Consider the following 23787-nt stretch of genomic DNA (forward strand, 5'->3'; position numbering starts at 1 on the left):
AGCTTAATTATTCCACTGGCTAGGGTTCTCTCTCCAGCTTTTTAGTAATTCTTTTTCTTCATCATTAAACAATCCAGCACTTACTGCCTTTTCAATTAAATGATTATAATCACTTAAGGTGGTAAGTTCTAGATCGTGTTCTTTGAAATTTTCTACAGCAAAAGTAAAGCCATATGAAAAAAGAGCAAGCATGCCCTTGACATGTGCCCCAGATTCTTTTAAAGCTTTTACAGCATTTAAACTGCTTTTACCTGTACTTATAAGGTCTTCAATTACAACCACATTTTGACCAGCCTTTAACTGTCCTTCAATTTGGTTTTTTCTACCATGTTTTTTAGGCTCTGGTCGTACATAGATAAAAGGAACGTCTAGCGCATGTGCCACTAGCATACCGATACCTATGGCACCTGTAGCAACTCCGGCGATAACGTCTGGTGTACCATACATTTTCTTAACAAGATCTGATAATTGATCCTTTAAATAGTTTCTAACCTCTGGATATGAAAGAGTTATGCGGTTGTCGCAATAAATAGGTGATTTCCATCCACTGGCCCATGTAAAAGGTTCTTGTGGTTGCAATTTTATTGCTTTAATTTGCAATAATAATTCTGCTGTTTTTGCAGCAACATTTTTATCTCTGACCATGGAGCAAATGTATAAAGTTTTTGTCAAAGAAGTGCCTATTTTAGTCACTTCAAACAAAGACAATTTTCCAGATTACACAGTCTTTAAATTAAGAACTGTAAATCTTAAAAAAATCATCAAGCGTATTGAAGCTGGTGAGCTTACTAAAGTGTTGTTGTATAGCAAGAATCCCAACAAAATTGTCAAAAGGCTGCATAAAAAACTTCCTGTGGTAGTTGCCGGTGGTGGACTTGTTCTCAATTCGCTTAATCAATATTTATTTATTTATCGTAATGACAAATGGGATCTTCCTAAAGGTAAAATTGATAAAGGAGAAACCATTGAAGATTGTGCTATTCGAGAGGTTCAAGAAGAAACGAAAGTGAAAAATTTGAAACTCAATGATTATCTAGGTCGTACTTATCACATTTATTCTTGGAAATCAAAAATAAAGCTCAAGCTTACTCACTGGTACCTTATGCAAACAGACTCAGATAAAAAGCTTAAGCCTCAAAAAAAGGAAGGAATAGAAAAAGCGGTATGGTTAGATAAAGAAATGGCGCAAGTAGCTCTTATGAATTCCTATGCTAATATAAGAGAGCTTTTTCCTGATAACATGTTAGTGACTAAGCGTCACTAACCTTTTATTACCTTCTCAAAATCCATGTAATAGCTTAGTTGATCAACAGGTATTGTAATTAATACCTGATTATTAAGTTCTTTAAAAGTATCTGGTAAGTCAACTTTAAAAGTAGTTTGTAAGAAAACATTTTTATCTTGATCAACTTTGAATGCAACAGGTGCATTTTTAAGTTCTTCATCGGTAAAAGTAAAGGCCGTATTTCTAGCATAATCTCCATAGGTCGCCTGCATATCCTTTGGTAATCCTAAAATAAGATTTGCTGTTTCTTGTTGTAAATTAACTTGTAGAATAGTGCGCACATCAGGGAATTTTTTAGCGCTTACCATATCATTAAGTTTGATTTCTTTATAATTAGGTTTTGAAAAAGTGCGCAGTATTCTTCCAAATTCTCCTTCTCTCTTATAAACAATGCTGTAAGAAATAAAATCTGTATTTTCAGATACATGATTAACCTTTATCATACTTGTACCGCGATCTTTATTGAGACAAAGATTCATGCTGCGCTCATTGGCAAAAATGTCAAAAACCTCTTCCATTGTGGCATCTTTTGGATAGGTAGTAGCACTCAAATCCTTGCCAATTAAATTGGAGATAGGTTGGTATAATGATTTAGTTTGAGTTCCCGAAAATTTTGGAATTTCAAATTTATAAACAGCTCCATCACAATTTACTTGATTACTCCATACGCCATCTGTATTGTTTTCAATTACTTGACCTCGTTCAAAATCACTGGGTATTGGGTCTAGATTTTCTGAATTGTTTTTCTTATCGGAGTTACAACTTAAGACAATCAAACTGATTGTTGCTAGTGCTATAATTTTTTTCATAAAATTCTATAAATTGGGTAGGTTAGATGAGCTTTTTCATAATAAGGACTGCGTTTATGTAACCAAGACAGTTGTGCAGCTGCATTATTTTTAAAATTCGGATTGGCTTGTTTTAAACTATCAAATTCCATCCTAATACTTGGATTCTGTTCTAATAGTTTTTCTGCGCTAGCGTCAAAAACATAGCTAGAAAAACCTTCCTTTTGTTGGAGTATGGTATCAAAGTAATTCCACTTAAAAAAGCTATCACTTGCTTGTGGTTCTAGAGTTTCAACAAGATATTTAATTCCTGGTTGATTAGTAGGTATGATGATATCGCTTTCGCGAAAGCGTACTTCATATTCTTTACTACTAACAGATACATTGCTATGAGGATAATGTCCTTCATAGGCACTGCGAGCGGTATTGTAGTTTTCAATTCGATATTCTTGAGCAAGAATTGTTGAATCCTTTTTTAAAGTAAAGTAATCAATTTGGTTGTGATCTAAATTTTCTATGATATTCCAATAGCCCGAAGGGATTACATAATATGACGGGATTATGATACTGTCGGTTCCTTTATAGGTATTGTAATAAGGAACCATTTTTTTAAAAGGTTTGTTTCGGTTATAGGTTAGTTGTTCCAGTCCAGTGACTTTACTAGTTATGTATTCACCTTCATAGCCTAAAAACTCTATACTATCATTTTTAGTTCTATCTAGATTGTAGGTGAGTGCGTATGAATCTCCTGCTTTTAAAGTAGCAAAAGCATCTTTTCTCAATTCTTTTACCTCAGTAGCTCTTGATTGTGCTATTTCTAGCACTTTTTCCATTAGTATTTTGGTTCCTTCAACTCGGTCCTTATAAGGTTTGAGCATGTGAGTTTCTACCATAAGTCCTACCGTGTTCCATAATGAAGTGTATCCGGTAGAATATCTAGGTTCATCCAGGAATTGAGAAAAACCTTTATCTGGAGTAGTGCCCCAAACGCTCACGTAGGGTGTAATGGGCCAGTTTTCTTCATTTAATTTTTGCTCAAGCTCTGGCCTAAACGAGTTTTCAATATAGTTGGCAAGGATAGAGGTTGATCTGTTGTGTTGTGTGATCAAATGAGTAAGAACGTATTGATAGTCTGCACCATTACTCACGTGATTATCAATGAAGAAATCAGGATTTACAGTATGATAGATTTCTTGAAATGTGACTGCATTTCTTGAATCTGTTTTAATAAAATCTCTGTTTAAATCATAATTACGAGCGTTACCTCTAAATCCATAACTTTCTGGTCCATTTTGATTGGTTCTTGAACTCGTATTCCTATTTAATGAACCACCTACATTATACACCGCTATTACATGCAGTTCAATTGGGTATTCAATGGACAATTTTTCGTTAGCTAGATCTCTTAATAGCATCATACTGGCGTCAATTCCATCACTTTCACCTGGATGAATACCATTATTTACTAGTATTTTTACTGGTTCCTCATTGGATTGAGTGTTCGACTTGAACGAGATAAGGTGTAAGGGTAAACCACTATCTGTTTTACCATATTCCTTTATAGAAATAGAGGAGTAGTGGTTTGCTAATTTTTCGTAATATGAAATAACTTCATGATAGGTAGCAGTTTGATTCCCATTACCTTTTTCAAATGGAGTTTCCCAATCTATTGGATCGTTGTTAGTGGTTTTTTTATTATCACATGATGTAACAACAAAGATGAAAGCAAAATAGATTAACAGGTTTCTCATATTCTTACAGTTGTAGGGACTAGTCCTGTGTAGTCTCCATTATTACGAATTACGTCGCGTACTATTGATGATGAAATATAACTTTTACCAGAAGAGGTAAGTAGGAATACGGTTTCTATTTCGGAAAGCTTGCGATTAGTATGGGCAATTGCTTTTTCAAATTCAAAGTCGGCTGGGTTACGTAATCCTCTAAGAATGAATTGAGCTTGTTGTTGTTTACAAAATTCAATGGTTAGTCCAGAATACGTCATTACCTTTATTTGTGGTTGATCCTTAAAGGCTTCCTCTATAAACCTTTTACGTTCTTCTAAACTGAACATGTACTTTTTATCTGCATTAACACCAATTGCGATTATGATTTCATCAAAAAGGCCTAAACCTCTTTCAATTATATCATAGTGTCCTAGGGTTATTGGGTCAAAACTACCCGGAAAAACGGCTCTTCTCATAGGGCTAATTTAAGGTTTCCTCAATGATATCGGTTAAAAAATCAGTTAAGGATTGATTAGAAGCTTCTACTTGTTTAGGAACTATACTTTCCTCACTCATACCGGGATTGGTATTTATTTCAATGAAATGAGGTGTTCCTTGATGAAATATAAAGTCGGCACGTGCTATACCTTTACAATTAAGTAATTCATAGATTCTTTTACTTAATTCTTGAACAGCAACTGTCATACGTTCACTAATTCTTGCAGGCGTAATTTCTTGGGATTTTCCTTGATATTTGGCTTCATAATCAAAAAAATCATTTTCACTTACAATTTCAGTAGGTGGTAAAGCGATGATAGTACCATCTTTTTTATAAACACCTACAGAAACTTCAATGCCATCTAGAAAGGACTCAATAATAATCTCGTTATCTACCGCAAATGCTACATCAAGTGCAGCTGGTAAATGTTCGATTTGATAAACTTTTGAAACACCATAACTACTACCACTGCGATTTGCTTTAACAAAACAAGGCAATCCCACTCGATCAACTATTAGATTTACATCGACCTCTTGAGACTGATTTAAATAAACACTTTGTGCAGTAGTTATTCCCCATGGTTTCAACACTGCAATGCAGTCCCTTTTATTAAAGGTAATTGCACTTTGGTAACTGTCACAAGAGGTTTGCGGCAAGCCTATTAATTCTAAGTAGGCTTGTAACAGTCCATTCTCACCAGGAGTACCGTGAATGGTATTGTAGCAACAATCAAATATTACTTTATTGTCATTAATGGTAATTGAAAAATCATTTTTATCAATCTCATGGACCTCACCATCTGCACTGGTGTAGCTCCATGACTGTTCTGATATTACAATTTCATAGACCTGGTAAAGATCTTTGTTTAAATATTTGGAAATTACCTTTCCACTCTTCATCGAGATGTCTTTCTCACTGGAATAGCCACCCATGAGTACGGCAATGTTTTTCATAGTTCTGTTTTCGCCCTGAGCGTAAACAACAAAGTTAAAAAAGATGTCGTTTAAATAAGGGAATCGATTATGTATCTTTGGTGCATAATACTACTTAATTTTTCAAGTATGAATTTTTTCAGGTTTATGTTTACTAAAACCTTCTGGATACAAGTTGTTCTGGCAGTTGTTCTTGTTTTTGTTTTATGTCTAGGATATTTATATTGGCTAGATTGGTATACAAATCATGATCAACGTATTGAGGTGCCTAGCCTTGAAAAACTAACCTTGAGTCAGGCAAATACAGAGTTAGAAGAATTGGATTTAAGAAGTAAGGTTATAGATAGCTCTGGTTTCAATCCAGAGTTTCCTCCTAGAACAATCATTGAGCAAAATCCTAAAGCAGGAAAATTTGTTAAGGAAAATAGACAGATTTATCTCAAAGTGAATCCTAGTGGATATGGTATGGTTACCGTTCCTAATGTAATTTACAAGACTAAAAGACAAGCTATACCTACCTTACAAAGTTTAGGATTTGAAATTGGTGAAATTACTTATAAACCTAACTATGCAGAGGACACTGTGCTTGAAATGAGATATAAAGGTGAGGTCCTAGAATCTGGAACGCAATTACGTAAAACAAGTGTTATTGATCTAGTGCTGGCTGATGGAAAACGACCAGTAACCACACCTGAAGATTCTAAATAAGTATTATGACACAGGAATCTTCCCAAAATCTACATGAACATCATTCATTTACCGCAAACCCAGGGCAAGAACCCTTGCGAGTAGATAAATTCTTAATTAATCGTATTGAAAACGCTACCCGTAGTAAAATTCAACAATACATTAAAGAAGGTGGCGTATTTGTAAATGATCAAGTAGTAAAAGCTAACTATAAGGTAAAATCAGGTGATACTGTACGTGTGTTAATGCAGCATCCTACCTATGAACAATTACTGGTTGCTGAAGATATCGATCTCGATATAATTCATGAAGACGATGATGTCGTAGTGGTGAATAAACCAGCAGGAATGGTTGTACATCCAGGACATGGTAATTACTCTGGTACCTTGATAAATGCTTTGATTTATCATTTTGAAAACTTACCTAACAATTCTAGTGATCGTCCTGGCCTGGTTCATAGAATAGATAAGGATACTAGCGGATTGCTAGTAATTGCCAAAACGGAACATGCCATGGCACATCTATCTGCTCAATTTGCAAATAAAACCAGTGAACGAGAATACATTGCAATTACATGGGGCAGTTTTGAAGAAACAAGTGGAACAGTTGAAGGTAATATAGGTAGACATCCCAAGAATAGATTGCAGAATACAGTTTGGTCTGGAGAAGAACCCTATAAAGGTAAACCTGCCGTTACCCATTACAAAGTGATTGAGGATTTAGGATATGTAAGCGTTATAAGTTGCCGGTTAGAAACGGGACGTACCCATCAAATTCGCGTGCACATGAAACATATCGGGCACACCTTATTCAATGATGAACGCTACGGTGGTGATAAAATACTCAAGGGTACAAGTTTTACAAAATACAAACAGTTTGTAGATAATTGCTTTAAGGTCCTGCCTAGACAGGCCTTACATGCGCGCACTTTAGGATTTGAGCACCCAACAACTGGTCAGTGGCTTAGTTTTTCATGTCCGGTACCAGACGATATGCAAGCTTGTATTGAAAAATGGCGAGTATATGCTACACATGCTAGTAATGATTGATTAGTAGTTTTAAGTTTCGCTTTCGCGAAAGCGTAGTAACACAATACTATCTGGTTATTCAGTATCAAAATTTCTTATTAAATCATCGATAGATTTAGGCACCGGTATCCTATAATTGAGAAGAAGGATATTTATTTTTGAATCATTAAAATATTGATATGAAAATTCTATTGTCTCCTGCAAAGTCTCTAAATTATGAAACAAAACCGGTTGTAACTGAGTTTACTACACCCTTGTTTAAAGATCAGGCTGTACAATTGAATAAAGGTTTAAAAAAACTATCAAGGAAAAAGCTGAGTGAGTTGATGAGTATTTCTGATAAACTTGCCGATTTGAACTACGATCGCAATCAAGAGTTTGCAATAGATTTTAATCAAGAAAACTCAAAGCAGGCTATCTATGCTTTTGATGGAGATGTTTATACTGGCCTAGATGCATACACGCTATCAGAAAGTCAAATAAAAAAAGCCCAAAAATCCATTAGAATTTTATCTGGACTGTATGGTTACCTAAGACCTCTAGATCTTATGCAGCCTTATCGATTAGAAATGGGCACCAAATGGTCAATAGGTGGTAACGACAATCTTTATCAATATTGGAAAGATGTTGTAACCCCAGCGCTTAATGAGGAAATGACCGAGGATGAATTAGTAGTAAACCTCGCAAGTAATGAGTATTTCAAGGTTATTAATAAAAAAGCCCTTACTGGTAAATTGATCTCACCTGTATTCAAGGATTATAAAAATGGTAAGCTTAAAGTAATCTCCTTTTTTGCAAAAAAAGCTCGAGGTGCTATGGCTAGACATTTAATTACTACTGAAAATAGGGGTAAAGAGGCTATTCTTTCCTTTGCTACAGATGGTTATTCATTTTCGGCAGAAGAAACAAAAAAAGAAAATGAACCTGTATTTGTAAGGTAATTTTTATATTGCTGCATGCAAGATGAAAAAGAGCATTTTTCAATTAAGGATTGGTCATTAGACGATCGTCCTCGTGAGAAACTTCTTAAAAGCGGCAGTTCATCACTTTCAATAGCAGAATTAATTGCCATTTTGATAGGTAGTGGTACTCGTAAAATGAGCGCTGTGGAATTAAGCCGTATCATGGTGAATGATTCGGGTAATTCGCTAGATACCTTAGGAAAGAAATCAATCAAAGAATTAATTAAGTATAAGGGTATAGGAGAAGCCAAAGCGATAACCATTGCTGCGGCAATGGAATTAGGAAGACGTCGTGCCATGGAAATGCCAGTTACTAAACCAAAAATAACCTCTAGTCTAGATGCTTTTAAAATTTTACAACCTAGATTGGGTGAGTTGCCTCATGAAGAATTTTGGGTATTGTATCTTAATAATAGTAATCAAGTGATTGAATCTTCTCAAATAAGTGTAGGTGGTATAACTGGGACGATGGTTGATACTAGGATTGTTTATAAAAAAGCTATAGAAAGTGGTTGTGTGGCTATAATTTTGGCGCACAATCACCCTAGCGGTAAACTACAGCCTAGCCACCAGGACAAAAACATAACGACCAAACTTATTGAAGCTGGTAAAGTTTTAGATATTAAGGTTTTTGATCATTTAATTATTACTCAAAGCGCTTATTATAGCTTTGCAGATGAAGGGATTCTATGATCTTGATTTATTGTTCAAATATTACAAGTAGGAAAGAATACGTTTTTCGCCACGTGTTTAAAAGAATTCTAGAGGTAGAATATAAATTCACCACAGAGCTTAATGAATTTGTAGGGTATTCTGGACCTAAATTTAGCTATACTCAAAAGACCATTGGTCAGGAAATGAGTATCTATGCCGAAGGCTTGTTGGATGAAGTAGGTATTGATCTACATGAGGTTGAAATAAGTTATTGGGATGAGTTACCAGTTTTTTTTCAATCACTAGATTATGAGTCGATAGTACCCTTTGATTTATTTAGTGCAGTATTTTATTTACTTTCTCGTTATGAAGAATATCTACCACAGATGAAGGATGAGTTGGGTAGATTTAAAGCACAAGACTCTGTTGCTTATCAAAATGATTTTTTAAAACTACCTATAATTGAATTATGGGTATTTAAATTTAAAACTGTTCTCGAAGAAAAATTTGATTTTACTATTGATTTGGCTAATGAATATAAGCAAGTAACAGTAATTGATACTCCTATTTATTTTAAATACCGCAGTCGTAGTTGGATTACAAAATGGGAGATGTTTATTTCATATGTTAAAAAGTTCAGTATCTACAAGCTCATATTGTTCTATTCAGTGCTACTTAGATTTAAAAAGGATCCCTTTGATAATCTAGATGATTTATTAAAAATTTTTACATCGACTAATCAAACTGAAAGTAAGTCGTTGTTTTTATTCAACCTAGGTAATATTACTCGTGATAATCCTGGAGTATCTTATAGAAACCATACTTATAAAATAGCGATAAAACATGCTGCAGATTATTCTGATATAGGTGTTCTCGCGAGAATTAATTCAAGCGAAGAACAGGCAATTTTACAAGCTACGAGGTTTGAAAAAAACACCCATCGTATCCTAAAATTCGTAAGGGTAAACAAGAGTAAATTGGAAGTGCCTCATTTTTATAGAAATATTTCTGGCTTAGGTAAGGTAAATGATTATAGTATGTGCTTTGAAAACGTTGTAGGTTTTAGAGCAGGTACATCATTACCCTTTTATTTTTATGATCTGGATTATGAAATTCAAACACCAGTCCTTGTTCATCCAGTTGCTATTCATTATTCGTCATTAGTAAATAAAATGTTAGCTAGTCAACGAATAGCGCTCAAACAAATAGTTCATCAAATTAAAGCTGTACATGGTCACTTAAATATTGTTATGAATTATGATCATTTCGACAGAGAATTAGGCAATCACAGTTATACATTTTTAAAAGATTTCAATGGTATTTAAAGGTAAAAAGCACATTTTCTTTGATTTAGATCACACCTTATGGGATTTTAATTTGAATAGTAAACTAGCCTATCAACAAATATTTCAAGAAGAGAAAATTTCATTAGATCTTGATGTATTCATAAAGGTTTATGAACCGTTGAATCTTGAGTTTTGGCGAAAATTCAGAGAAAACCTAATTACTAAGGAAGAACTCAGATTTCAACGTCTTAAAACCGCTTTTGATGCTTGTAATTACCCGACGACTACCGAACAAATCAATAAATTTGCTGATATGTACATCGCTTATTTACCTAATAACAACCATTTATTTGCTGGATGTATTCAGTTATTAGATCAGTTAAAACCCAAGTTTAAATTACATTTAATTACTAATGGGTTCTTTGACGTACAGCATAATAAGATCAATAAATCCGGTTTGTCTAAATACTTTGATGTAATCTTAACAGCCGATGAAGCTGGAGTTAAAAAACCTGATCCCAAAATATTTGAAATAGCTCTTCAAAAATCAGGTGCTCGCGTTGAAGAAAGTGTAATGATAGGGGACAGCTTACTTGCCGATATAGAAGGAGCTCAAAATATAGGGATGGATAGCATTTGGTTTAAAACAACTAATGAGCAAACCGCGCACGATCAGCCCTATGTAGAGAGTTTATTAGATATATTCACTTATTTATCGGAATAAGGATAGTGATCCTTCCATCTTCTTTTTAAAAAGTCTCTTTGAGCTTGTTCTCTTGAATTGTTACCGGGTTCATAAAGTTTGGTAGCGCTTATTTCTTTTGGTAAAAAATCGTAAAATGCAAAATTACCAGGATAATCATGGGCATACTTATAATCGTCTCCATATCCTAAATCTTTCATCAACGTTGTTGGAGCGTTACGTAATCCTAAGGGTACAGGTAAATCACCGGTCTCCCGTACCAACTTTTGTGCATTACCTATTGCCAGGTAACTAGCATTACTTTTTAGCGAGGTTGCGAGATAGATTGCACATTGACTTAGTATAATTCTGGACTCTGGCATTCCTACAGTACTTACCGCTTGAAAAGTATTATTAGCCATGATTAAAGCAGTAGGATTTGCATTTCCTATATCTTCACTAGCAAGTATGATAAGTCGTCTAGCAATAAACTTAACGTCTTCTCCGCCTTCTATCATTCTGGCTAGCCAGTAGACTGCGGCATTAGGATCTGATCCTCTTATCGATTTTATAAACGCACTTATAATATCATAATGTTGCTCACCTGTTTTATCGTATCGTGCAGGATTTGACTTAACCTGCTCAAGGACCATTTCATTGGTAACCTTAATTACACCTTCGGGTTGGGATAGGACAACTAATTCAAATGTGTTTAACAATTTTCTTGCATCACCACCGCTTATCCTCATCAGTGCGTCACTTTCTATCAATTCAATGGATAAGTTTTTTAAAATGTCATCTTTTTGTATAGCGTGATGGAGTAGTTGGTGTAATTCCGCTTTCGCGAAAGCGTTTAAAACGTAAACCTGACATCTAGATAACAAGGCAGGTATAACCTCAAAGCTTGGATTTTCGGTCGTCGCACCTATAAGAGTTACCCATCCCTTTTCCACTGCACCGAGAAGTGAATCTTGTTGTGATTTACTGAAACGATGAATTTCATCAATGAACAAAATTGGATTCTTTTGTGTAAACAGTCCTCCTGATGTTTTCGCTTTATTAATTACTTCTCTTATATCTTTTACACCACTATTTATAGCACTTAGTGTGAAAAAAGGTCGCTTGCTTTCTTGAGCAATAATTTGAGCAAGTGTGGTTTTACCTGTTCCAGGTGGACCCCAAAAAATCAACGATGGTACTGTTCCGTTTTTAATATGACGGGTAAGACTTCCATGCTCGCCTACAAGATGATTTTGACTTATGTAATCATCCAGATTTTGCGGTCTTAGGCGTTCAGCTAGTGGCGTGTTTATTGACATAAGTTATATTGACATGACAGCCCTTTGTGGCTTAAACATTGATATTTTATAAGTATGCAAGATAAGGAGTATTTTAAGTTTGATGGTATCACCTTCCTTCCTGCCGTACTTTTTGTTCTATTGATATGGTTAGTTTATTATGTAGAAGTAACTTTTCATATCCGATTTAACAAAATGGGTATATATCCTAAAAGTATAGCTGGTTTAAAGGGGATCTTTACAAGCCCTTTCATTCACGCTAGTTTACAACATTTGTGGAGTAATACAGTGCCTTCCTTCATACTTCTTGTTTTACTCAATTATTTCTATAGGAAACAGTTTTGGTTTGTTTTTATTATAGGCTTGTTAAGTACAGGAATATTAACCTGGTTAATTGCAAGCAATGGTTATCATATTGGTGCAAGTGGTATTATTTATCTGCTAGTAAGTTTTCTGTTTTTTAAAGGGCTATTAGTTAAACACTATCGATTGGTTTCCTTAAGTTTTTTAATTGCCTTTTTTTATGGGAGTTTAATATGGTATATGCTACCTATTAAGGAAGGAATGTCATGGGAAGGACATCTTAGTGGTTTCATAACCGGACTAGTCATTGCTTTGTTTGCAAAAAACAAGATGCCGGAAAAAAGAAAGTTCCAATGGGAACTTAGAAATTATGATAGTTCAAAGGATCCTTTTATGCAGCAGTTTGATGATGAAGGTAATTTTTTTGAAATTCCTTCTGAGGAAGAGGAGTGACGACTACGACATTTTTTGCCTAGTTATTTCATAAAGTATAGCACCACAAGCTACTGATACATTAAGGGATGCGATATCTCCTAACATCGGTAATTTTAATTTGTAGTCTAGCATTTTTATGACCGATGGCTGTATACCTCGCTCTTCACTTCCCATAACTACCGCAATTGGTAGATTGAGATTTTCATTGTAGAGTACTTGATCAACTTTTTCTGTAGCTCCTGCCAGTTGAATACCGTAGGACTGGAACATAAACAACGCATCTTTCACGTGATTTACTTTACAGATAGGAATATTAAATAAGGCACCTGCGCTTGTCTTTATTGCATCTGCATTAATACTCGCACTACCTTTTGTAGGTATAATTATAGCCGCAATCCCTGTACATTCTGCAGTACGAGCAATAGCGCCGAAGTTACGTACATCTGTAATCCCATCTAAAACCAAGAAAGTTGGATTTGTATCTAAGTCAATTTTTTCTAATATTTCTTCTAAGTTGGAATAGGAGATAGCTGCTATTCTGGCAACTGCTCCCTGATGATTTCCTTTTGCAAGGTGGTCCAATTTCTCAATGGGCACATAGCTAGTTGAAATATTTTTAGTCCCAGCAACCTTTTTGAGCTGTTGAGCTAGAACGCCATCACCACCTTTTAAAAGGTATATTTTATCAATTTCTTTTCCTGATTCAATGGCTTCAATGATAGCTCGAATACCATATATAAAAGATGTCTTACTCATGCTGCAAAAATAGTTTTATTATTAAGATTTGACTAATAAAAAAATCCCGTCCTTAAGGACGGGATTTTTATGATTATATGACTTAAATCATTAAATCTTTTGTAACAAAAATGATTGATCTGGGAACGGTCCACCACAACTTCCCAAGATATCTTCATCATAAGTAACGATGAATAGGGAATCATCACTAAAATCTAATGGGTAAGATGTAGGTGTTGTTGCTGCTCCAAAACGAATATCAGCTGCACTACAACCAATTCCAGGATTTGGTCCTGTTTCAGCCAATATAAAATTACCACAAATTAAGTTAATTGTTACATCTCCTGGTGTTGGTCTAAAACCTGGTAACATGGCAACACTAAAACTTCTACCTGTTGCTGAAGAAGCGCTAAGAGTTACAGTTCCTGATTCGAAGTTTTCTGTACCATTACCTGGACCAATAACACCTGCAAGGTCTGTTATAGTATAATCACCTATCATAAACGTATCTGGTACAGGACAGATCTGGAATACACTTATAATTGCATTACCACCAGAAGCAAAATCTGCACCTTCCTCAAGTTCAATTATTAAAGTTTCAGCATTTGTATCAACACCCGCAACGTCGTTACCTGAAATTGTTAAGGTTCCCTCGTATTCATTTGCAGGAATAGTTACAGAAGTCGGAACGGAATAACTACCAGTGATTGCAGTTGTTCCGTCATTTACAACATTGACGTTAAATGTTCTATCTGTAGAGGATACAGTTGATGATTGAACAGGTATATTCAATTCTCCTGTAGCATCTATTATAATTTCTAAGTCATAAGTAGATCTTGAAAACTGAACTAATGTTAAGTCTCCATTACCGTCAAATACCTTAGGCTCATATTCACAACCAATTATTAAAAAAAGCGTCGCGATTGCTATAAAGCTATATTTTAAGTTTTTCATCTTACTAAATTTATTTTATTAATAACCGTCATTTTGAGTAATTGTAGGATTACCCCTTACTTCCACAGCAGGAATTGGTAATGCTCTTGCTCTGAAGTCATTGAAGCTTATATCACATTCTGGTGCAGGATAAAGTGAGCAGTCCGTCTCATTTCTGTCATAACCTTGGTTTGCAAGTGCTCCTAATCTTTTAACATCAATGTAACGGTGCCCTTCGAACGCTAATTCAATATAGCGTTCTGCCATGATATCTGCCCATGCTTCAGTAGCGCTAGAATAAGTCGGTGCGGCCTGTGGGCTAGTGTATCTAGCATCACGTACAATTTTCAATTGTGCTGCAGCACCAGGTAGATCTCCATTTTCAACAGCTGCTTCAGCAAGAATAAAATGCATTTCAGCGGTTCTAAACACTTTCTGATCATTAGTATATCCACCAACCAGACCTGGTAAAGAAGGGTCTCCTGGATATTTATCCACAACCAGAATGTCGTCTTCTCTCGGGTTTGTTGCATTAGGGTAATCAGGAGAAATTAATGAAGATGGATCTACCCATACTTGTCTTCTGATATCACCAAAACTTGAACTATTACTTTCTAATTCATTAAAAAGTCTTCTTCCAACCTCATATAATGGTGAACCTGTTACGTCACTTGAATTAGTATTCCATATTTGTCCCATACTGCTCCCAACAGCAAGAGTATTATTAAATTTAAAAATAACCTCTTGTGAAGTAGCAGTACCATTTATGTCTTGCCAAACCTCTGTAAATTGAGCAGCGTTAGCGGTAGTAGGTAAAGTAAAATTACCTAACACTGCTTGTGCAAAATTGGATGCTCTTGGGTAGTCACCAACATATGCAGCAACACGAGCTCTCAATGCATTTACAAAATCAAGTGAAATAAAGTCTACGGTGTATGCAGTTCCAGCTTGTGTTAATAAATTATCAGCTGCATCTAAGTCATCATTTATAAATTGAACAACTTCTGCCACCGTATTACGTGGTAATCTGTCTTCTACACCAGGTACAAAATCATATACTGGTACTGCCAAACTAGAAGGATCAGATAAATCTTGAGCAAAGTAAGCAAGCAATTGAGAGTACGCATATGCTCTTAAAGCATGTGCTTCACCCAAAGCTTCATCATATGTAGCTTGTTCTGCAGCATCAGCTGGAGTAACTAGAGCTGCTCCTTCAAAGAAAATATTTGCATTTCTTATGGCACTATTGTAGCCAGTCCATATACCTGATGCTTGTGCATTGTTTACATTAAGCTGAAGTCTGTGTGATTCGTTACCATTGTTTCCAGCTTCACCTAATCCACATTCATCAGTGAAATATGATGTAAATGCGATACCCGTAGTTCTATTTGCATTTCCGTAGATTCCAAAAACAGCGGTTTTTACATCGTCCGCATTTTGGAACGCAGTATCAAATCCGAATTCACTCGGCTGAATTATTTCAGTTGCGTCTTCACAGCTAAACAAGGCAGCTGCGAGTCCTAAAGTTAAAAATATTTTTCTCATTGCTTTTAAAATTAAAATTGTAAATCAATACCTACACTAAAAATACGTGGTGTTGGGTATCTGTTGTATTCTGATAAACGTGTACTTTCTGGATCAGATCCTAACCACTTAGTCCAAGTAACTAAGTTTTCAGCATTTACATATATTCTAGCACTGTCAAGGAAAATTTTATCTAATGCTGTCTCATCAAAGTTGTAACCCAATTGCATGAAACGAACTCTTAAAAAGTCTGAGTCTATTAAGAATCTATCTGATAATGGTCCAGTAGCTATGTTAGTAGCTGCTAAAGATGGCATATCTGTAACTCTATTTGTTGGCGTCCACGATCTTGTAAGGTCGCTAGATAATTGAGTTTGACCTAAATTATTGATGTCATAATAGTCACGTTGATTAAAGTCAAATCTTTGTAATCCAGTCATGAAACTAAATTGAGTTTCAAAAAAGAAGTTGTTGTAGTTCATTTCAAAACCAAATCCACCTTGGAAATCTGGCACAGTATCAGTTCCAGTTAATCTTCTATCATCTAGTGTTGGAGCTTCCGTTGGATTTCCATTCGCATCTAAGAATAACAAGTTACCGTTAGCTGGATTTACTCCTAGATAAGGCACTACAAAGTATTCATTTAATTGAGCTCCTTCTTGGATTACTGATGAACCATTATCGATGATTCCATCTGGAGCATCAATTGAAGTTACCTCATTTTCATTGTAACTTACGTTAGCAAATATGTCTAAATCAAATCCTTTATTTGATTTTGGAATGATTAAATCAAATCTAGCTCCTAATTCAATACCACGATTCACCAAGTCTCCAATGTTAGCTTGCTGTGTACCACTAGCAATTACTAAAGTAGAAACAGATCTCGGAGAAAATAAATCAGTAGTTTTTCTGTTATAGAAATCTAATGTACCTCTTAATCTTCGGTTAAATAATTCATAATCAATACCAAGGTTTGCCGTGTTTACCGACTCCCATCTCAAGTCTGCATTTCCTAATTGAGATCTTACGAAGGTTTGATTATCAGCATATGATAATCCTGTAGTAAATAAAGTTCTTGTATTGTTAAGAGCTCCGTAATAAGTTGAAGCAATTCGGTCATTACCTACGCTACCATATGATGCTCTTAGTTTTAATGAATTAACCCAGTTTACATCTTTCATAAATGCTTCTTCCGAAATATTCCATCTACCTGCAACAGACCAAAAAGTACCCCATTTGTTGTCTCCGCTAAATCTTGATGAAGCATCTCTACGAATTGTTGCACCAAAACCATATTTGTCAGCATAATCATAATCAAATTCTGCAAAATATGAGAATAGACCAGTACTACCTTTTCCAGAGTTAACCGTTGGAACAAATTCGTCATTATCTTCATTGTCACCAATGAATGCCCCACCGTCATTTCCAGGACTAAATGTTCTTGGGTCTAAACCTGTCTGAGAAAAGCCGAAACTTTTAAAGTGAGCCTTTACATACTCTACATATCCGTTTGCTAATATTGTGTGACCATTACTTCCGTCTTCATTCGCACCAAAAGTTTTCTTATAACCTATGCTTGCAGTCGAGTTAAATCTAAAGTCATTGAAAAATGATTCTGTTTGAAATCCTTCTACTTCTCCAGGTCCAATGAAACTTGCTCTTACTCTTGCTAGAGCAGAATTAGGATCAGCATATCTTAAAAATGTTTGTTGACGATAATCCACACCAATGTTGTATCTCGCTGTCCAATTATCACTAATTTTATAAGATGAATTTGCACCAGCAATTATTTTCATTTCATCTTCTCTATTACCATTGAATAAAATGTTGTCTAAGGTAACATATGGAGACAAACGTGCCTGTAAACTACCAACCCATTCCTCTATTCTTGTATCATAATTGTTTGGATCAAAATAAGGTAAACCAAAATTAGAATTATAGATAGAATTAAAATAAATAGCATTATTTCTTGTCTCAGGCTCTGACTGAGAGTTGTTTTTAGAATATCCTACTTGAAGAGAGGTTGCCAAATTAAAGCGATCATTATCTGACTTTACATTTAAATTGTTTCTAACCGTAAATCTCTGTAAGTCTGATGCTTGTAAAGAACCTTCTTCGTATGTGTAGTTAACAGATGTGAATTGGTTCAAGTTTTTACCACCAGATCTTAAAGATAAATTGTGTAATTGACTAAACCCAGTTCTATAGAAAGTATCACTCCAGTCGGTGTTAACCGCATATGCATTTATTTCAGCGTCTGTTAAAGTTGCACCTAGACCGATTCCTCGTTCGTTTTCTAGCCTTAAGTAGTCACGTGAGTTGAACAGGTCATACTCTGTGTCTATTAATTCCGTAATTCTAGTCTGTCCCGTATAACTAACTTGAAGCTCTTGATTATAAGCACCACCTTTAGTTTTGATGATAATTACACCATTTGCACCCCTATTACCATAGATTGCAGTTGCTGCCGCATCTTTAAGTACAGTCTGACTTTCAATATCCAATGGGTTTATTGTTCTGAAGGCATCTTCATCAACAGGAATACCATCTATAATGATAAGTGGCTCTGTATTACCATTAATAGAACTTACACCTCTTAATTGAATAGTAGAGTTTGCACCTGGTTGACCAGAAGCCGTTTGAATAATAAGTCCAGGTACCTGACCTTGTAACCTTTGAATAGCACTTGCGTTAGGTCTGTCTTGGATTTGTTTAGCGGTAATAACATTTGCAGCAATGTTACTCCTTTTGGTAGATGAAGTACGATATGCCTGAACTACTACCTCTTCAAGAGCAGAACTAAGTGTTACATCGATAACTGTTCTATTACCAACGGTCTCTTCTTTAGCATCATATCCTACATAACTAAAGACAAGCACGTCTTCAGGGTTAGCTTGAATACTATATTCACCATCAAAATTAGTTGATGCGAAGGTATTCGAACCTTTAATAGACACTGTTGCACCTCCAACAGGTCCATCTGCATCTGATACCGTACCGGTAACAGTCTGCTGCGCAAAAGCTACTTGCGCAACTAACGCTAGTAATAGCGTCAAAATTCCTTTAAATTTTGTTTTCATGTTTAGATTTATTTGAATTAGCCAGCTGTAAAAATCAAAAAAAAGACTTAATAAAACAACTTTTAACTATTTATTTTATCAGGAAATTTAATATTGGCTTAACATTTGTATAACCTTTTTAGAACAAAACCTTATATTCTATATGGCCTATAAGGTTGGTTAGATTAAAGTTAGCGTCTCCAAAATTTCCTGATGCGATATTTAAACTTAGTATTCCTGAATTTGTTAAAATTCCTACACCTGCTCCAAATCCTGTTAAATATTCTGCTTTATCGTCAATAAAGCTTCGGAAAATACCAGCATCTGTAATACTGTTTATGTATAAAGTTGGAGATAAATTGTATCTATATTCTAAAAGTAGGGTTGCATATTGCGAGCTATCAATGCTATTTTGATTAAAACCTCTTATGCTGTTGTTCCCACCTAATTGATACAACTCATTAAATTGAATTTTATCTGTTTTTAAAATTTGGCTTTTCAAAGAACTTAGAATCTTACTTCTATTTGATAGATGCCAAAGTTTTGTAATGGTTGCGTCAATATTCAAATAATTTTCTTTTTCCTCTGGTAATTCTCTTGTTCCTGTGCCTATCTTAAGTTGGAAGATTAGATTTTGACGATGCAATAAATCTGTTGACCATTTTTCTAATCTATAACCAATGTTCAATCCAGAACGATCGGTTTCAAGATTATTTAAGGAGAGTATCATCCCGCTGTCCGTGGTATTTTGACTTTCGTAATTTAATGTGATAGTGTTATTCCAATCTATTTTATAAGACGTTCCTATTTCAAAGTTGTTTCTTTGGTATGTGCTATCTCTTCGTACAATCTCCAGAGATGCGCCCAAACCAAAATTAGATTGTGCTACGTATGGAATTGTAAATGCTGAGTGTACTCTAGTTTGATCATCTTGATCATTCCGATAGGTAAGTTGAAATCTTTCAGCAGCGTCAAAGTTGTTTTCTAAATACAGATCTAGATAACCATTTAATTCTAGTTTGCCATTGTTATTATTAAAACCTAACAAACCTTCAGCGGCGTTTATGTTTTTCTTTTCTAGATATAGATAGAGAGTAGTGGAGTTTTCTTGAAACAACAATTCCGAATTTCTCGTGGCCTGGATGAATGGGATGCTATTTATTCTTTTATTAATTGCAGTCGATAATTTAGGAGTAAAGCTCTTGTCAATAATTTGTGACTTGATGATTTTCTTTGGAAATTTTTTATAACCTTTAACTTCTATATTGTCTATTCGTCTTTTTTTTGTAGTAGATGATGTAAGGCGGGAGAAAAGTGTGTCCTGTGTTTCTTTTAAAAAGAGCAATTTGGTTTCAGTAAATACGAACCCTTGTTCGGAAAAAGAGTTGGTGATCAGCTTTAGTAAGCTGTCTTTATGTTTAAAAGGTATTTTTATTTCTCGCTTTCGCGAAAGCGTACTTTTCAAAAACTCATAATTTGAATAATAATTTTTTGGTATACCAACGTTTATTCCTTTTATAGGTTGATTCAAAAATATGGACCGGCTATAGTGATAGGTTTTATTTTGGTTGATTGTGGTGTGCTGTAAGCGTATGTAACCAATATTTTGATAGTGTTTAATGATACTGTCTGATTTTCTTTTTGACTCTTCGAATGAGCTACTAGATACAGCTATAGTATCTGTGATTTTTTGACTGTTTGAATAGATGTAATTAAATATATCAAATTGTTGGCTATATAATAAGGACAAAGTAAAAAGGGTAAAAAGTACTCCTAGTATGTAATTTTTCTCATTAAATAAAACATAGTTTTTGTATGTGTGCTTAACTTTTTTGATAGGGTAAAAACGTTTTTAAATAAACTTTATTGTAAATATTTGAAAGTGAGGTTTGAATAACAAAATAATATTTATACCTTTGCCGACCCTAAAAATAGGGATTTAACATATTTAGCGTAAAATAATATGCCAACAATTTCACAATTAGTACGAAAAGGAAGAGCCAAAATAACTAAGAAGAGTAAATCGGCTGCCTTAGATTCTTGTCCGCAACGTCGTGGAGTATGTACGCGTGTTTACACTACTACGCCTAAAAAGCCTAACTCGGCAATGAGAAAAGTTGCTCGTGTAAGACTTACAAACGGTAAGGAAGTAAACGCATACATTCCAGGAGAAGGTCACAATCTACAAGAGCACTCGATAGTATTAGTTAGAGGTGGAAGGGTAAAAGATTTACCAGGAGTTAGATATCACATTGTACGTGGTGCTTTGGACACAGCAGGTGTTGCAGACCGCACGCAACGTAGATCTAAGTATGGTGCAAAACGCCCTAAGAAGTAATTCAATTAACAATCTGAAACAACAGAAATGAGAAAAAGACAGGCAAAAAAACGTCCTATCCTTCCGGATCCACGTTTTAACGACCAGCTAGTGACTCGCTTTGTAAACATGATGATGTTGCATGGAAAGAAGTCGATAGCATTTAAGCTTTTTTACGATGCAATGGATATCGTAGAAGAGAAAAATCAAGATGAAGAAAAAACGGCTTTGGAGCTTTGGAAAGATGCCTTATCTAATGTAATGCCTCACGTAGAGGTGCGCAGTAGACGTGTAGGTGGTGCTACTTTTCAAATCCCAATGCAGATTAGACCAGATCGCAAAATTTCTACAGCAATGAAATGGTTAATTGGATATGCTCGAAAGCGTAACGAAAAATCATTTTCTCAAAAATTAGCTGCTGAAATACTTGCTGCTGCAAAAGAAGAAGGTGCTGCTGTTAAAAAACGTGTGGATACGCACAAAATGGCAGAGGCTAATAAAGCATTCTCACACTTTAGATTCTAAGACATGGCTAGAGATTTAAAATACACAAGAAATATTGGTATTGCCGCTCACATTGATGCTGGTAAAACAACAACTACTGAGCGTATACTTTATTATACAGGAGTTTCACATAAAATTGGTGAGGTGCATGATGGTGCTGCAACAATGGACTGGATGGAGCAGGAGCAGGAGCGTGGTATTACTATTACTTCTGCTGCAACAACTTGTACATGGCAGTTTCCTATGGAAAATGCTCAAAGATTACCTGAAACTAAGGATTATCACTTTAATATTATCGATACTCCTGGTCACGTAGATTTTACTGTTGAAGTAAATAGATCTTTACGTGTACTTGATGGATTGGTATTCTTATTTAGTGCAGTTGATGGTGTTGAGCCTCAGTCAGAAACTAACTGGAGATTAGCAGATAACTATAAAGTCCCACGTATGGGATTTGTTAATAAAATGGACCGTCAAGGTTCTAATTTCCTTGCGGTTTGTAATCAGGTTAAGGAAATGTTAGGTTCTAATGCGGTGCCTATCGTTTTACCTATCGGTGATGAAGCTGACTTTAAAGGAATAGTTGATCTTGTTAAGAACCGAGCTATTGTATGGCACGATAATACACAAGGAGCTACATTTGACGTAATTGATATTCCAGAAGAATTAAAAGCAGAAGCTAGAGAATACAGAGCGCTTTTAATAGAAGAAGTTGCTGCTTATGATGAAAGCTTGCTTGAAAAATTCATGGAAGATGAGGATTCTATTACTGAGGATGAAATTCACGCGGCATTACGTGCAGCTGTAATGGATATGTCTATCATTCCAATGGTTTGTGGTAGTGCATTTAAGAATAAAGGAGTTCAATTCCTACTTGATGCTGTTTGTCGTTATTTACCTTCTCCGGTAGATAAGGATGCGATTGTAGGAACAAATCCAGATACAGGAGAAGAAATTACACGTAAGCCTTCTGTAGATGAGCCTTTCGCGGCATTAGCATTTAAGATTGCTACAGATCCTTTCGTAGGTCGTCTAGCGTTCTTTAGAGCTTATTCAGGACGTTTAGATGCAGGTTCGTATATCTTAAACAATAGATCTGGTAAAAAAGAGCGTATTTCACGTATTTACCAAATGCATTCTAATAAACAAAATGCTATTGAATTCATCGAGGCTGGTGATATTGGAGCTGCAGTTGGTTTTAAAGATATTAAAACAGGTGATACCATGTCTGATGAAAAGAACCCAATTGTTCTTGAATCAATGGAATTCCCTGATCCAGTAATTGGTATTGCTGTAGAGCCTAAAACAAAGGCTGATGTAGATAAGTTAGGTATGGCTCTTGCTAAATTAGCAGAAGAAGATCCAACTTTTACAGCTCGTACTGATGAAGCTTCAGGACAAACTATTATATCTGGAATGGGTGAGCTTCACTTAGATATTATTGTAGACCGTCTTAAGCGTGAGTTTAAAGTAGAAGTAAATCAGGGACAGCCACAGGTTGAGTACAAAGAAGCTGTAACAGCACGTGCTGAACACAGAGAAGTTTACAAGAAACAATCTGGTGGTCGTGGTAAATTTGCTGATATCGTATTTGTAATGGAGCCTGCGGAAGAAGGTAAGGATGGTTTAACATTTGTATCTGAAATTAAGGGTGGTAACGTACCAAAGGAATTTATTCCTTCTGTTGAAAAAGGATTTAAAGAAGCTATGAAAAACGGACCTCTTGCAGGTTACGAAGTTGATAGCCTTAAAGTTACTTTAACTGATGGTTCTTACCACGATGTTGACTCGGATCAGTTATCATTCGAGCTTGCTGCAAAACTTGGTTTTAAAAATGCTGCCAAGGCTGCCAAGGCGGTTATTATGGAGCCTATCATGAAGTTAGAGGTACTTACTCCAGAAGAAAACATGGGTGATATCGTTGGTGACTTGAACCGTCGTAGAGGTCAGGTAAATGATATGGGTGATCGTTCAGGTTCTAAAGTGGTAAAAGCTAATGTTCCATTATCAGAGATGTTTGGTTATGTTACCTCATTGAGAACATTGTCTTCAGGTCGTGCTACGTCAACAATGGAATTTTCACACTATGCAGAAACTCCTTCTAATATAAGTGAAGAAGTGATTGCTGCAGCAAATGGTTCAAATAATTAAT

General features: G+C 35.3%; 22 protein-coding genes. 11 read left to right on the plus strand and 11 right to left on the minus strand.

Going from position 1 to position 23787, the window contains the following annotated elements; all coding sequences use genetic code 11:
- Positions 1-3: 3 nt before the first annotated feature.
- Positions 4-645 (minus strand): orotate phosphoribosyltransferase, encoded by a 642-nt coding sequence (gene pyrE / locus HCN53_RS12715; RefSeq protein ID WP_167343203.1) that lies wholly within the window; start codon positions 643-645, stop codon positions 4-6.
- On the opposite strand from pyrE, the gene HCN53_RS12720 reads away from it, so the two are divergent.
- Entirely contained in the window at positions 644-1264 is a 621-nt protein-coding gene (locus HCN53_RS12720) for an NUDIX hydrolase (protein WP_317168776.1), read from the plus strand. The genes pyrE and HCN53_RS12720 overlap by 2 nt on opposite strands.
- Here the strand turns inward: HCN53_RS12720 and HCN53_RS12725 are convergent.
- From HCN53_RS12725 to HCN53_RS12740, 4 genes are read right to left on the minus strand one after another with little or no spacing between them, the layout of a single operon-like run.
- Positions 1261-2094 carry a hypothetical protein gene (locus HCN53_RS12725; protein WP_167343204.1) on the minus strand — a complete coding sequence of 278 codons (834 nt, stop codon included), beginning with the start codon at positions 2092-2094 and terminating at the stop codon, positions 1261-1263. The two genes, HCN53_RS12720 and HCN53_RS12725, sit on opposite strands and share 4 nt — an antisense overlap.
- A complete protein-coding gene (locus tag HCN53_RS12730) occupies positions 2091-3824 on the minus strand; it encodes a M14 family metallopeptidase (RefSeq protein WP_167343205.1) in 1734 nt (577 codons plus the stop codon). Before HCN53_RS12730 ends, HCN53_RS12725 begins: the two co-directional genes overlap by 4 nt.
- Positions 3821-4273, minus strand: coding sequence for a pantetheine-phosphate adenylyltransferase (gene coaD / locus HCN53_RS12735; protein WP_042278861.1), 453 nt, complete (start codon positions 4271-4273; stop codon positions 3821-3823). The genes HCN53_RS12730 and coaD overlap by 4 nt, the downstream gene beginning before the upstream one ends.
- A gap of 4 nt (positions 4274-4277) precedes the next feature.
- Positions 4278-5249, minus strand: coding sequence for a D-alanine--D-alanine ligase (locus HCN53_RS12740; RefSeq protein ID WP_167343206.1), 972 nt, complete (start codon positions 5247-5249; stop codon positions 4278-4280).
- Between the two features lie 108 nt (positions 5250-5357).
- Between HCN53_RS12740 and HCN53_RS12745 the strand changes: the two genes are divergently transcribed.
- The 6 genes from HCN53_RS12745 (at position 5358) to HCN53_RS12770 (ending at position 10569) form a co-directional block, all read left to right on the plus strand.
- Entirely contained in the window at positions 5358-5936 is a 579-nt protein-coding gene (locus HCN53_RS12745; protein WP_060523017.1) for a PASTA domain-containing protein, read from the plus strand.
- Positions 5937-5941: 5 nt separating this feature from the next.
- Positions 5942-6964 carry an RluA family pseudouridine synthase gene (locus HCN53_RS12750; protein WP_167343207.1) on the plus strand — a complete coding sequence of 341 codons (1023 nt, stop codon included), beginning with the start codon at positions 5942-5944 and terminating at the stop codon, positions 6962-6964.
- A gap of 158 nt (positions 6965-7122) precedes the next feature.
- On the plus strand, positions 7123-7884 hold the full coding sequence (yaaA, locus tag HCN53_RS12755) for a peroxide stress protein YaaA (protein ID WP_167343208.1): 762 nt from the start codon (positions 7123-7125) through the stop codon (positions 7882-7884).
- 15 nt (positions 7885-7899) lie between these two features.
- A complete protein-coding gene (gene radC, locus HCN53_RS12760; RefSeq protein ID WP_167343209.1) occupies positions 7900-8598 on the plus strand; it encodes a RadC family protein in 699 nt (232 codons plus the stop codon).
- Between the two features lie 53 nt (positions 8599-8651).
- Positions 8652-9884, plus strand: coding sequence for a DUF7033 domain-containing protein (locus HCN53_RS12765; RefSeq protein ID WP_167343210.1), 1233 nt, complete (start codon positions 8652-8654; stop codon positions 9882-9884).
- Positions 9874-10569 (plus strand): YjjG family noncanonical pyrimidine nucleotidase, encoded by a 696-nt coding sequence (locus HCN53_RS12770; RefSeq protein WP_167343211.1) that lies wholly within the window; start codon positions 9874-9876, stop codon positions 10567-10569. Before HCN53_RS12765 ends, HCN53_RS12770 begins: the two co-directional genes overlap by 11 nt.
- Here HCN53_RS12770 and HCN53_RS12775 read toward each other — a convergent pair.
- Positions 10554-11840, minus strand: coding sequence for a replication-associated recombination protein A (locus HCN53_RS12775; RefSeq protein ID WP_167343310.1), 1287 nt, complete (start codon positions 11838-11840; stop codon positions 10554-10556). The genes HCN53_RS12770 and HCN53_RS12775 overlap by 16 nt on opposite strands.
- A 60-nt stretch (positions 11841-11900) precedes the next feature.
- Here HCN53_RS12775 and HCN53_RS12780 point away from each other — a divergent pair, with 60 nt between their 5' ends.
- Positions 11901-12581, plus strand: coding sequence for a rhomboid family intramembrane serine protease (locus HCN53_RS12780; RefSeq protein WP_167343212.1), 681 nt, complete (start codon positions 11901-11903; stop codon positions 12579-12581).
- A gap of 3 nt (positions 12582-12584) precedes the next feature.
- Here the strand turns inward: HCN53_RS12780 and rlmB are convergent, their stop codons facing one another.
- From rlmB to HCN53_RS12805, 5 genes are all read right to left on the minus strand, one after another.
- Positions 12585-13319 carry a 23S rRNA (guanosine(2251)-2'-O)-methyltransferase RlmB gene (gene rlmB / locus HCN53_RS12785; protein ID WP_105018466.1) on the minus strand — a complete coding sequence of 245 codons (735 nt, stop codon included), beginning with the start codon at positions 13317-13319 and terminating at the stop codon, positions 12585-12587.
- Between the two features lie 90 nt (positions 13320-13409).
- Positions 13410-14252, minus strand: a complete 843-nt coding sequence (locus HCN53_RS12790; RefSeq protein ID WP_167343213.1) for a hypothetical protein — start codon at positions 14250-14252, stop codon at positions 13410-13412.
- Positions 14253-14270: 18 nt separating this feature from the next.
- The gene (locus tag HCN53_RS12795) at positions 14271-15776 is read right to left on the minus strand and encodes a RagB/SusD family nutrient uptake outer membrane protein (protein ID WP_167343214.1); all 1506 of its coding nucleotides are present in this window, start codon (positions 15774-15776) and stop codon (positions 14271-14273) included.
- 11 nt (positions 15777-15787) lie between these two features.
- Positions 15788-18835, minus strand: coding sequence for a SusC/RagA family TonB-linked outer membrane protein (locus tag HCN53_RS12800; protein WP_167343215.1), 3048 nt, complete (start codon positions 18833-18835; stop codon positions 15788-15790).
- Positions 18836-18953: 118 nt separating this feature from the next.
- Entirely contained in the window at positions 18954-20564 is a 1611-nt protein-coding gene (locus HCN53_RS12805) for a BamA/TamA family outer membrane protein (RefSeq protein ID WP_167343216.1), read from the minus strand.
- 213 nt (positions 20565-20777) lie between these two features.
- Between HCN53_RS12805 and rpsL the strand changes: the two genes are divergently transcribed.
- Genes rpsL through fusA form a run of 3 tightly spaced genes read left to right on the plus strand, consistent with a single transcriptional unit; the run spans position 20778 to position 23786 of the window.
- Positions 20778-21152 carry a 30S ribosomal protein S12 gene (rpsL, locus tag HCN53_RS12810; RefSeq protein ID WP_015361172.1) on the plus strand — a complete coding sequence of 125 codons (375 nt, stop codon included), beginning with the start codon at positions 20778-20780 and terminating at the stop codon, positions 21150-21152.
- A 27-nt stretch (positions 21153-21179) separates the two neighbouring features.
- Positions 21180-21656 (plus strand): 30S ribosomal protein S7, encoded by a 477-nt coding sequence (gene rpsG, locus HCN53_RS12815; RefSeq protein ID WP_042278884.1) that lies wholly within the window; start codon positions 21180-21182, stop codon positions 21654-21656.
- Between the two features lie 3 nt (positions 21657-21659).
- Positions 21660-23786, plus strand: coding sequence for an elongation factor G (gene fusA / locus HCN53_RS12820; RefSeq protein WP_105018471.1), 2127 nt, complete (start codon positions 21660-21662; stop codon positions 23784-23786).
- Position 23787 lies beyond the last annotated feature (1 nt).

The sequence above is a fragment of the Nonlabens sp. SY33080 genome (assembly GCF_011784885.1).
In the GTDB taxonomy this organism is placed as follows: domain Bacteria; phylum Bacteroidota; class Bacteroidia; order Flavobacteriales; family Flavobacteriaceae; genus Nonlabens; species Nonlabens tegetincola.

Excerpts from the sequence above, each read along its gene's own strand:
- HCN53_RS12770 (WP_167343211.1), top strand. The coding sequence starts at position 9,874 with ATGGTATTTAAAGGTAAAAAGCACATTTTCTTTGATTTAGATCACACC.
- pyrE (WP_167343203.1), bottom strand. The coding sequence starts at position 645 with ATGGTCAGAGATAAAAATGTTGCTGCAAAAACAGCAGAATTATTATTG.
- HCN53_RS12750 (WP_167343207.1), top strand. The coding sequence starts at position 5,942 with ATGACACAGGAATCTTCCCAAAATCTACATGAACATCATTCATTTACC.
- HCN53_RS12725 (WP_167343204.1), bottom strand. The coding sequence starts at position 2,094 with ATGAAAAAAATTATAGCACTAGCAACAATCAGTTTGATTGTCTTAAGT.
- yaaA (WP_167343208.1), top strand. The coding sequence starts at position 7,123 with ATGAAAATTCTATTGTCTCCTGCAAAGTCTCTAAATTATGAAACAAAA.
- radC (WP_167343209.1), top strand. The coding sequence starts at position 7,900 with ATGCAAGATGAAAAAGAGCATTTTTCAATTAAGGATTGGTCATTAGAC.
- HCN53_RS12720 (WP_317168776.1), top strand. The coding sequence starts at position 644 with ATGGAGCAAATGTATAAAGTTTTTGTCAAAGAAGTGCCTATTTTAGTC.
- coaD (WP_042278861.1), bottom strand. The coding sequence starts at position 4,273 with ATGAGAAGAGCCGTTTTTCCGGGTAGTTTTGACCCAATAACCCTAGGA.
- fusA (WP_105018471.1), top strand. The coding sequence starts at position 21,660 with ATGGCTAGAGATTTAAAATACACAAGAAATATTGGTATTGCCGCTCAC.
- HCN53_RS12740 (WP_167343206.1), bottom strand. The coding sequence starts at position 5,249 with ATGAAAAACATTGCCGTACTCATGGGTGGCTATTCCAGTGAGAAAGAC.
- HCN53_RS12800 (WP_167343215.1), bottom strand. The coding sequence starts at position 18,835 with ATGAAAACAAAATTTAAAGGAATTTTGACGCTATTACTAGCGTTAGTT.
- HCN53_RS12730 (WP_167343205.1), bottom strand. The coding sequence starts at position 3,824 with ATGAGAAACCTGTTAATCTATTTTGCTTTCATCTTTGTTGTTACATCA.
- HCN53_RS12780 (WP_167343212.1), top strand. The coding sequence starts at position 11,901 with ATGCAAGATAAGGAGTATTTTAAGTTTGATGGTATCACCTTCCTTCCT.
- HCN53_RS12795 (WP_167343214.1), bottom strand. The coding sequence starts at position 15,776 with ATGAGAAAAATATTTTTAACTTTAGGACTCGCAGCTGCCTTGTTTAGC.
- rlmB (WP_105018466.1), bottom strand. The coding sequence starts at position 13,319 with ATGAGTAAGACATCTTTTATATATGGTATTCGAGCTATCATTGAAGCC.
- HCN53_RS12790 (WP_167343213.1), bottom strand. The coding sequence starts at position 14,252 with ATGAAAAACTTAAAATATAGCTTTATAGCAATCGCGACGCTTTTTTTA.
- rpsL (WP_015361172.1), top strand. The coding sequence starts at position 20,778 with ATGCCAACAATTTCACAATTAGTACGAAAAGGAAGAGCCAAAATAACT.
- rpsG (WP_042278884.1), top strand. The coding sequence starts at position 21,180 with ATGAGAAAAAGACAGGCAAAAAAACGTCCTATCCTTCCGGATCCACGT.
- HCN53_RS12745 (WP_060523017.1), top strand. The coding sequence starts at position 5,358 with ATGAATTTTTTCAGGTTTATGTTTACTAAAACCTTCTGGATACAAGTT.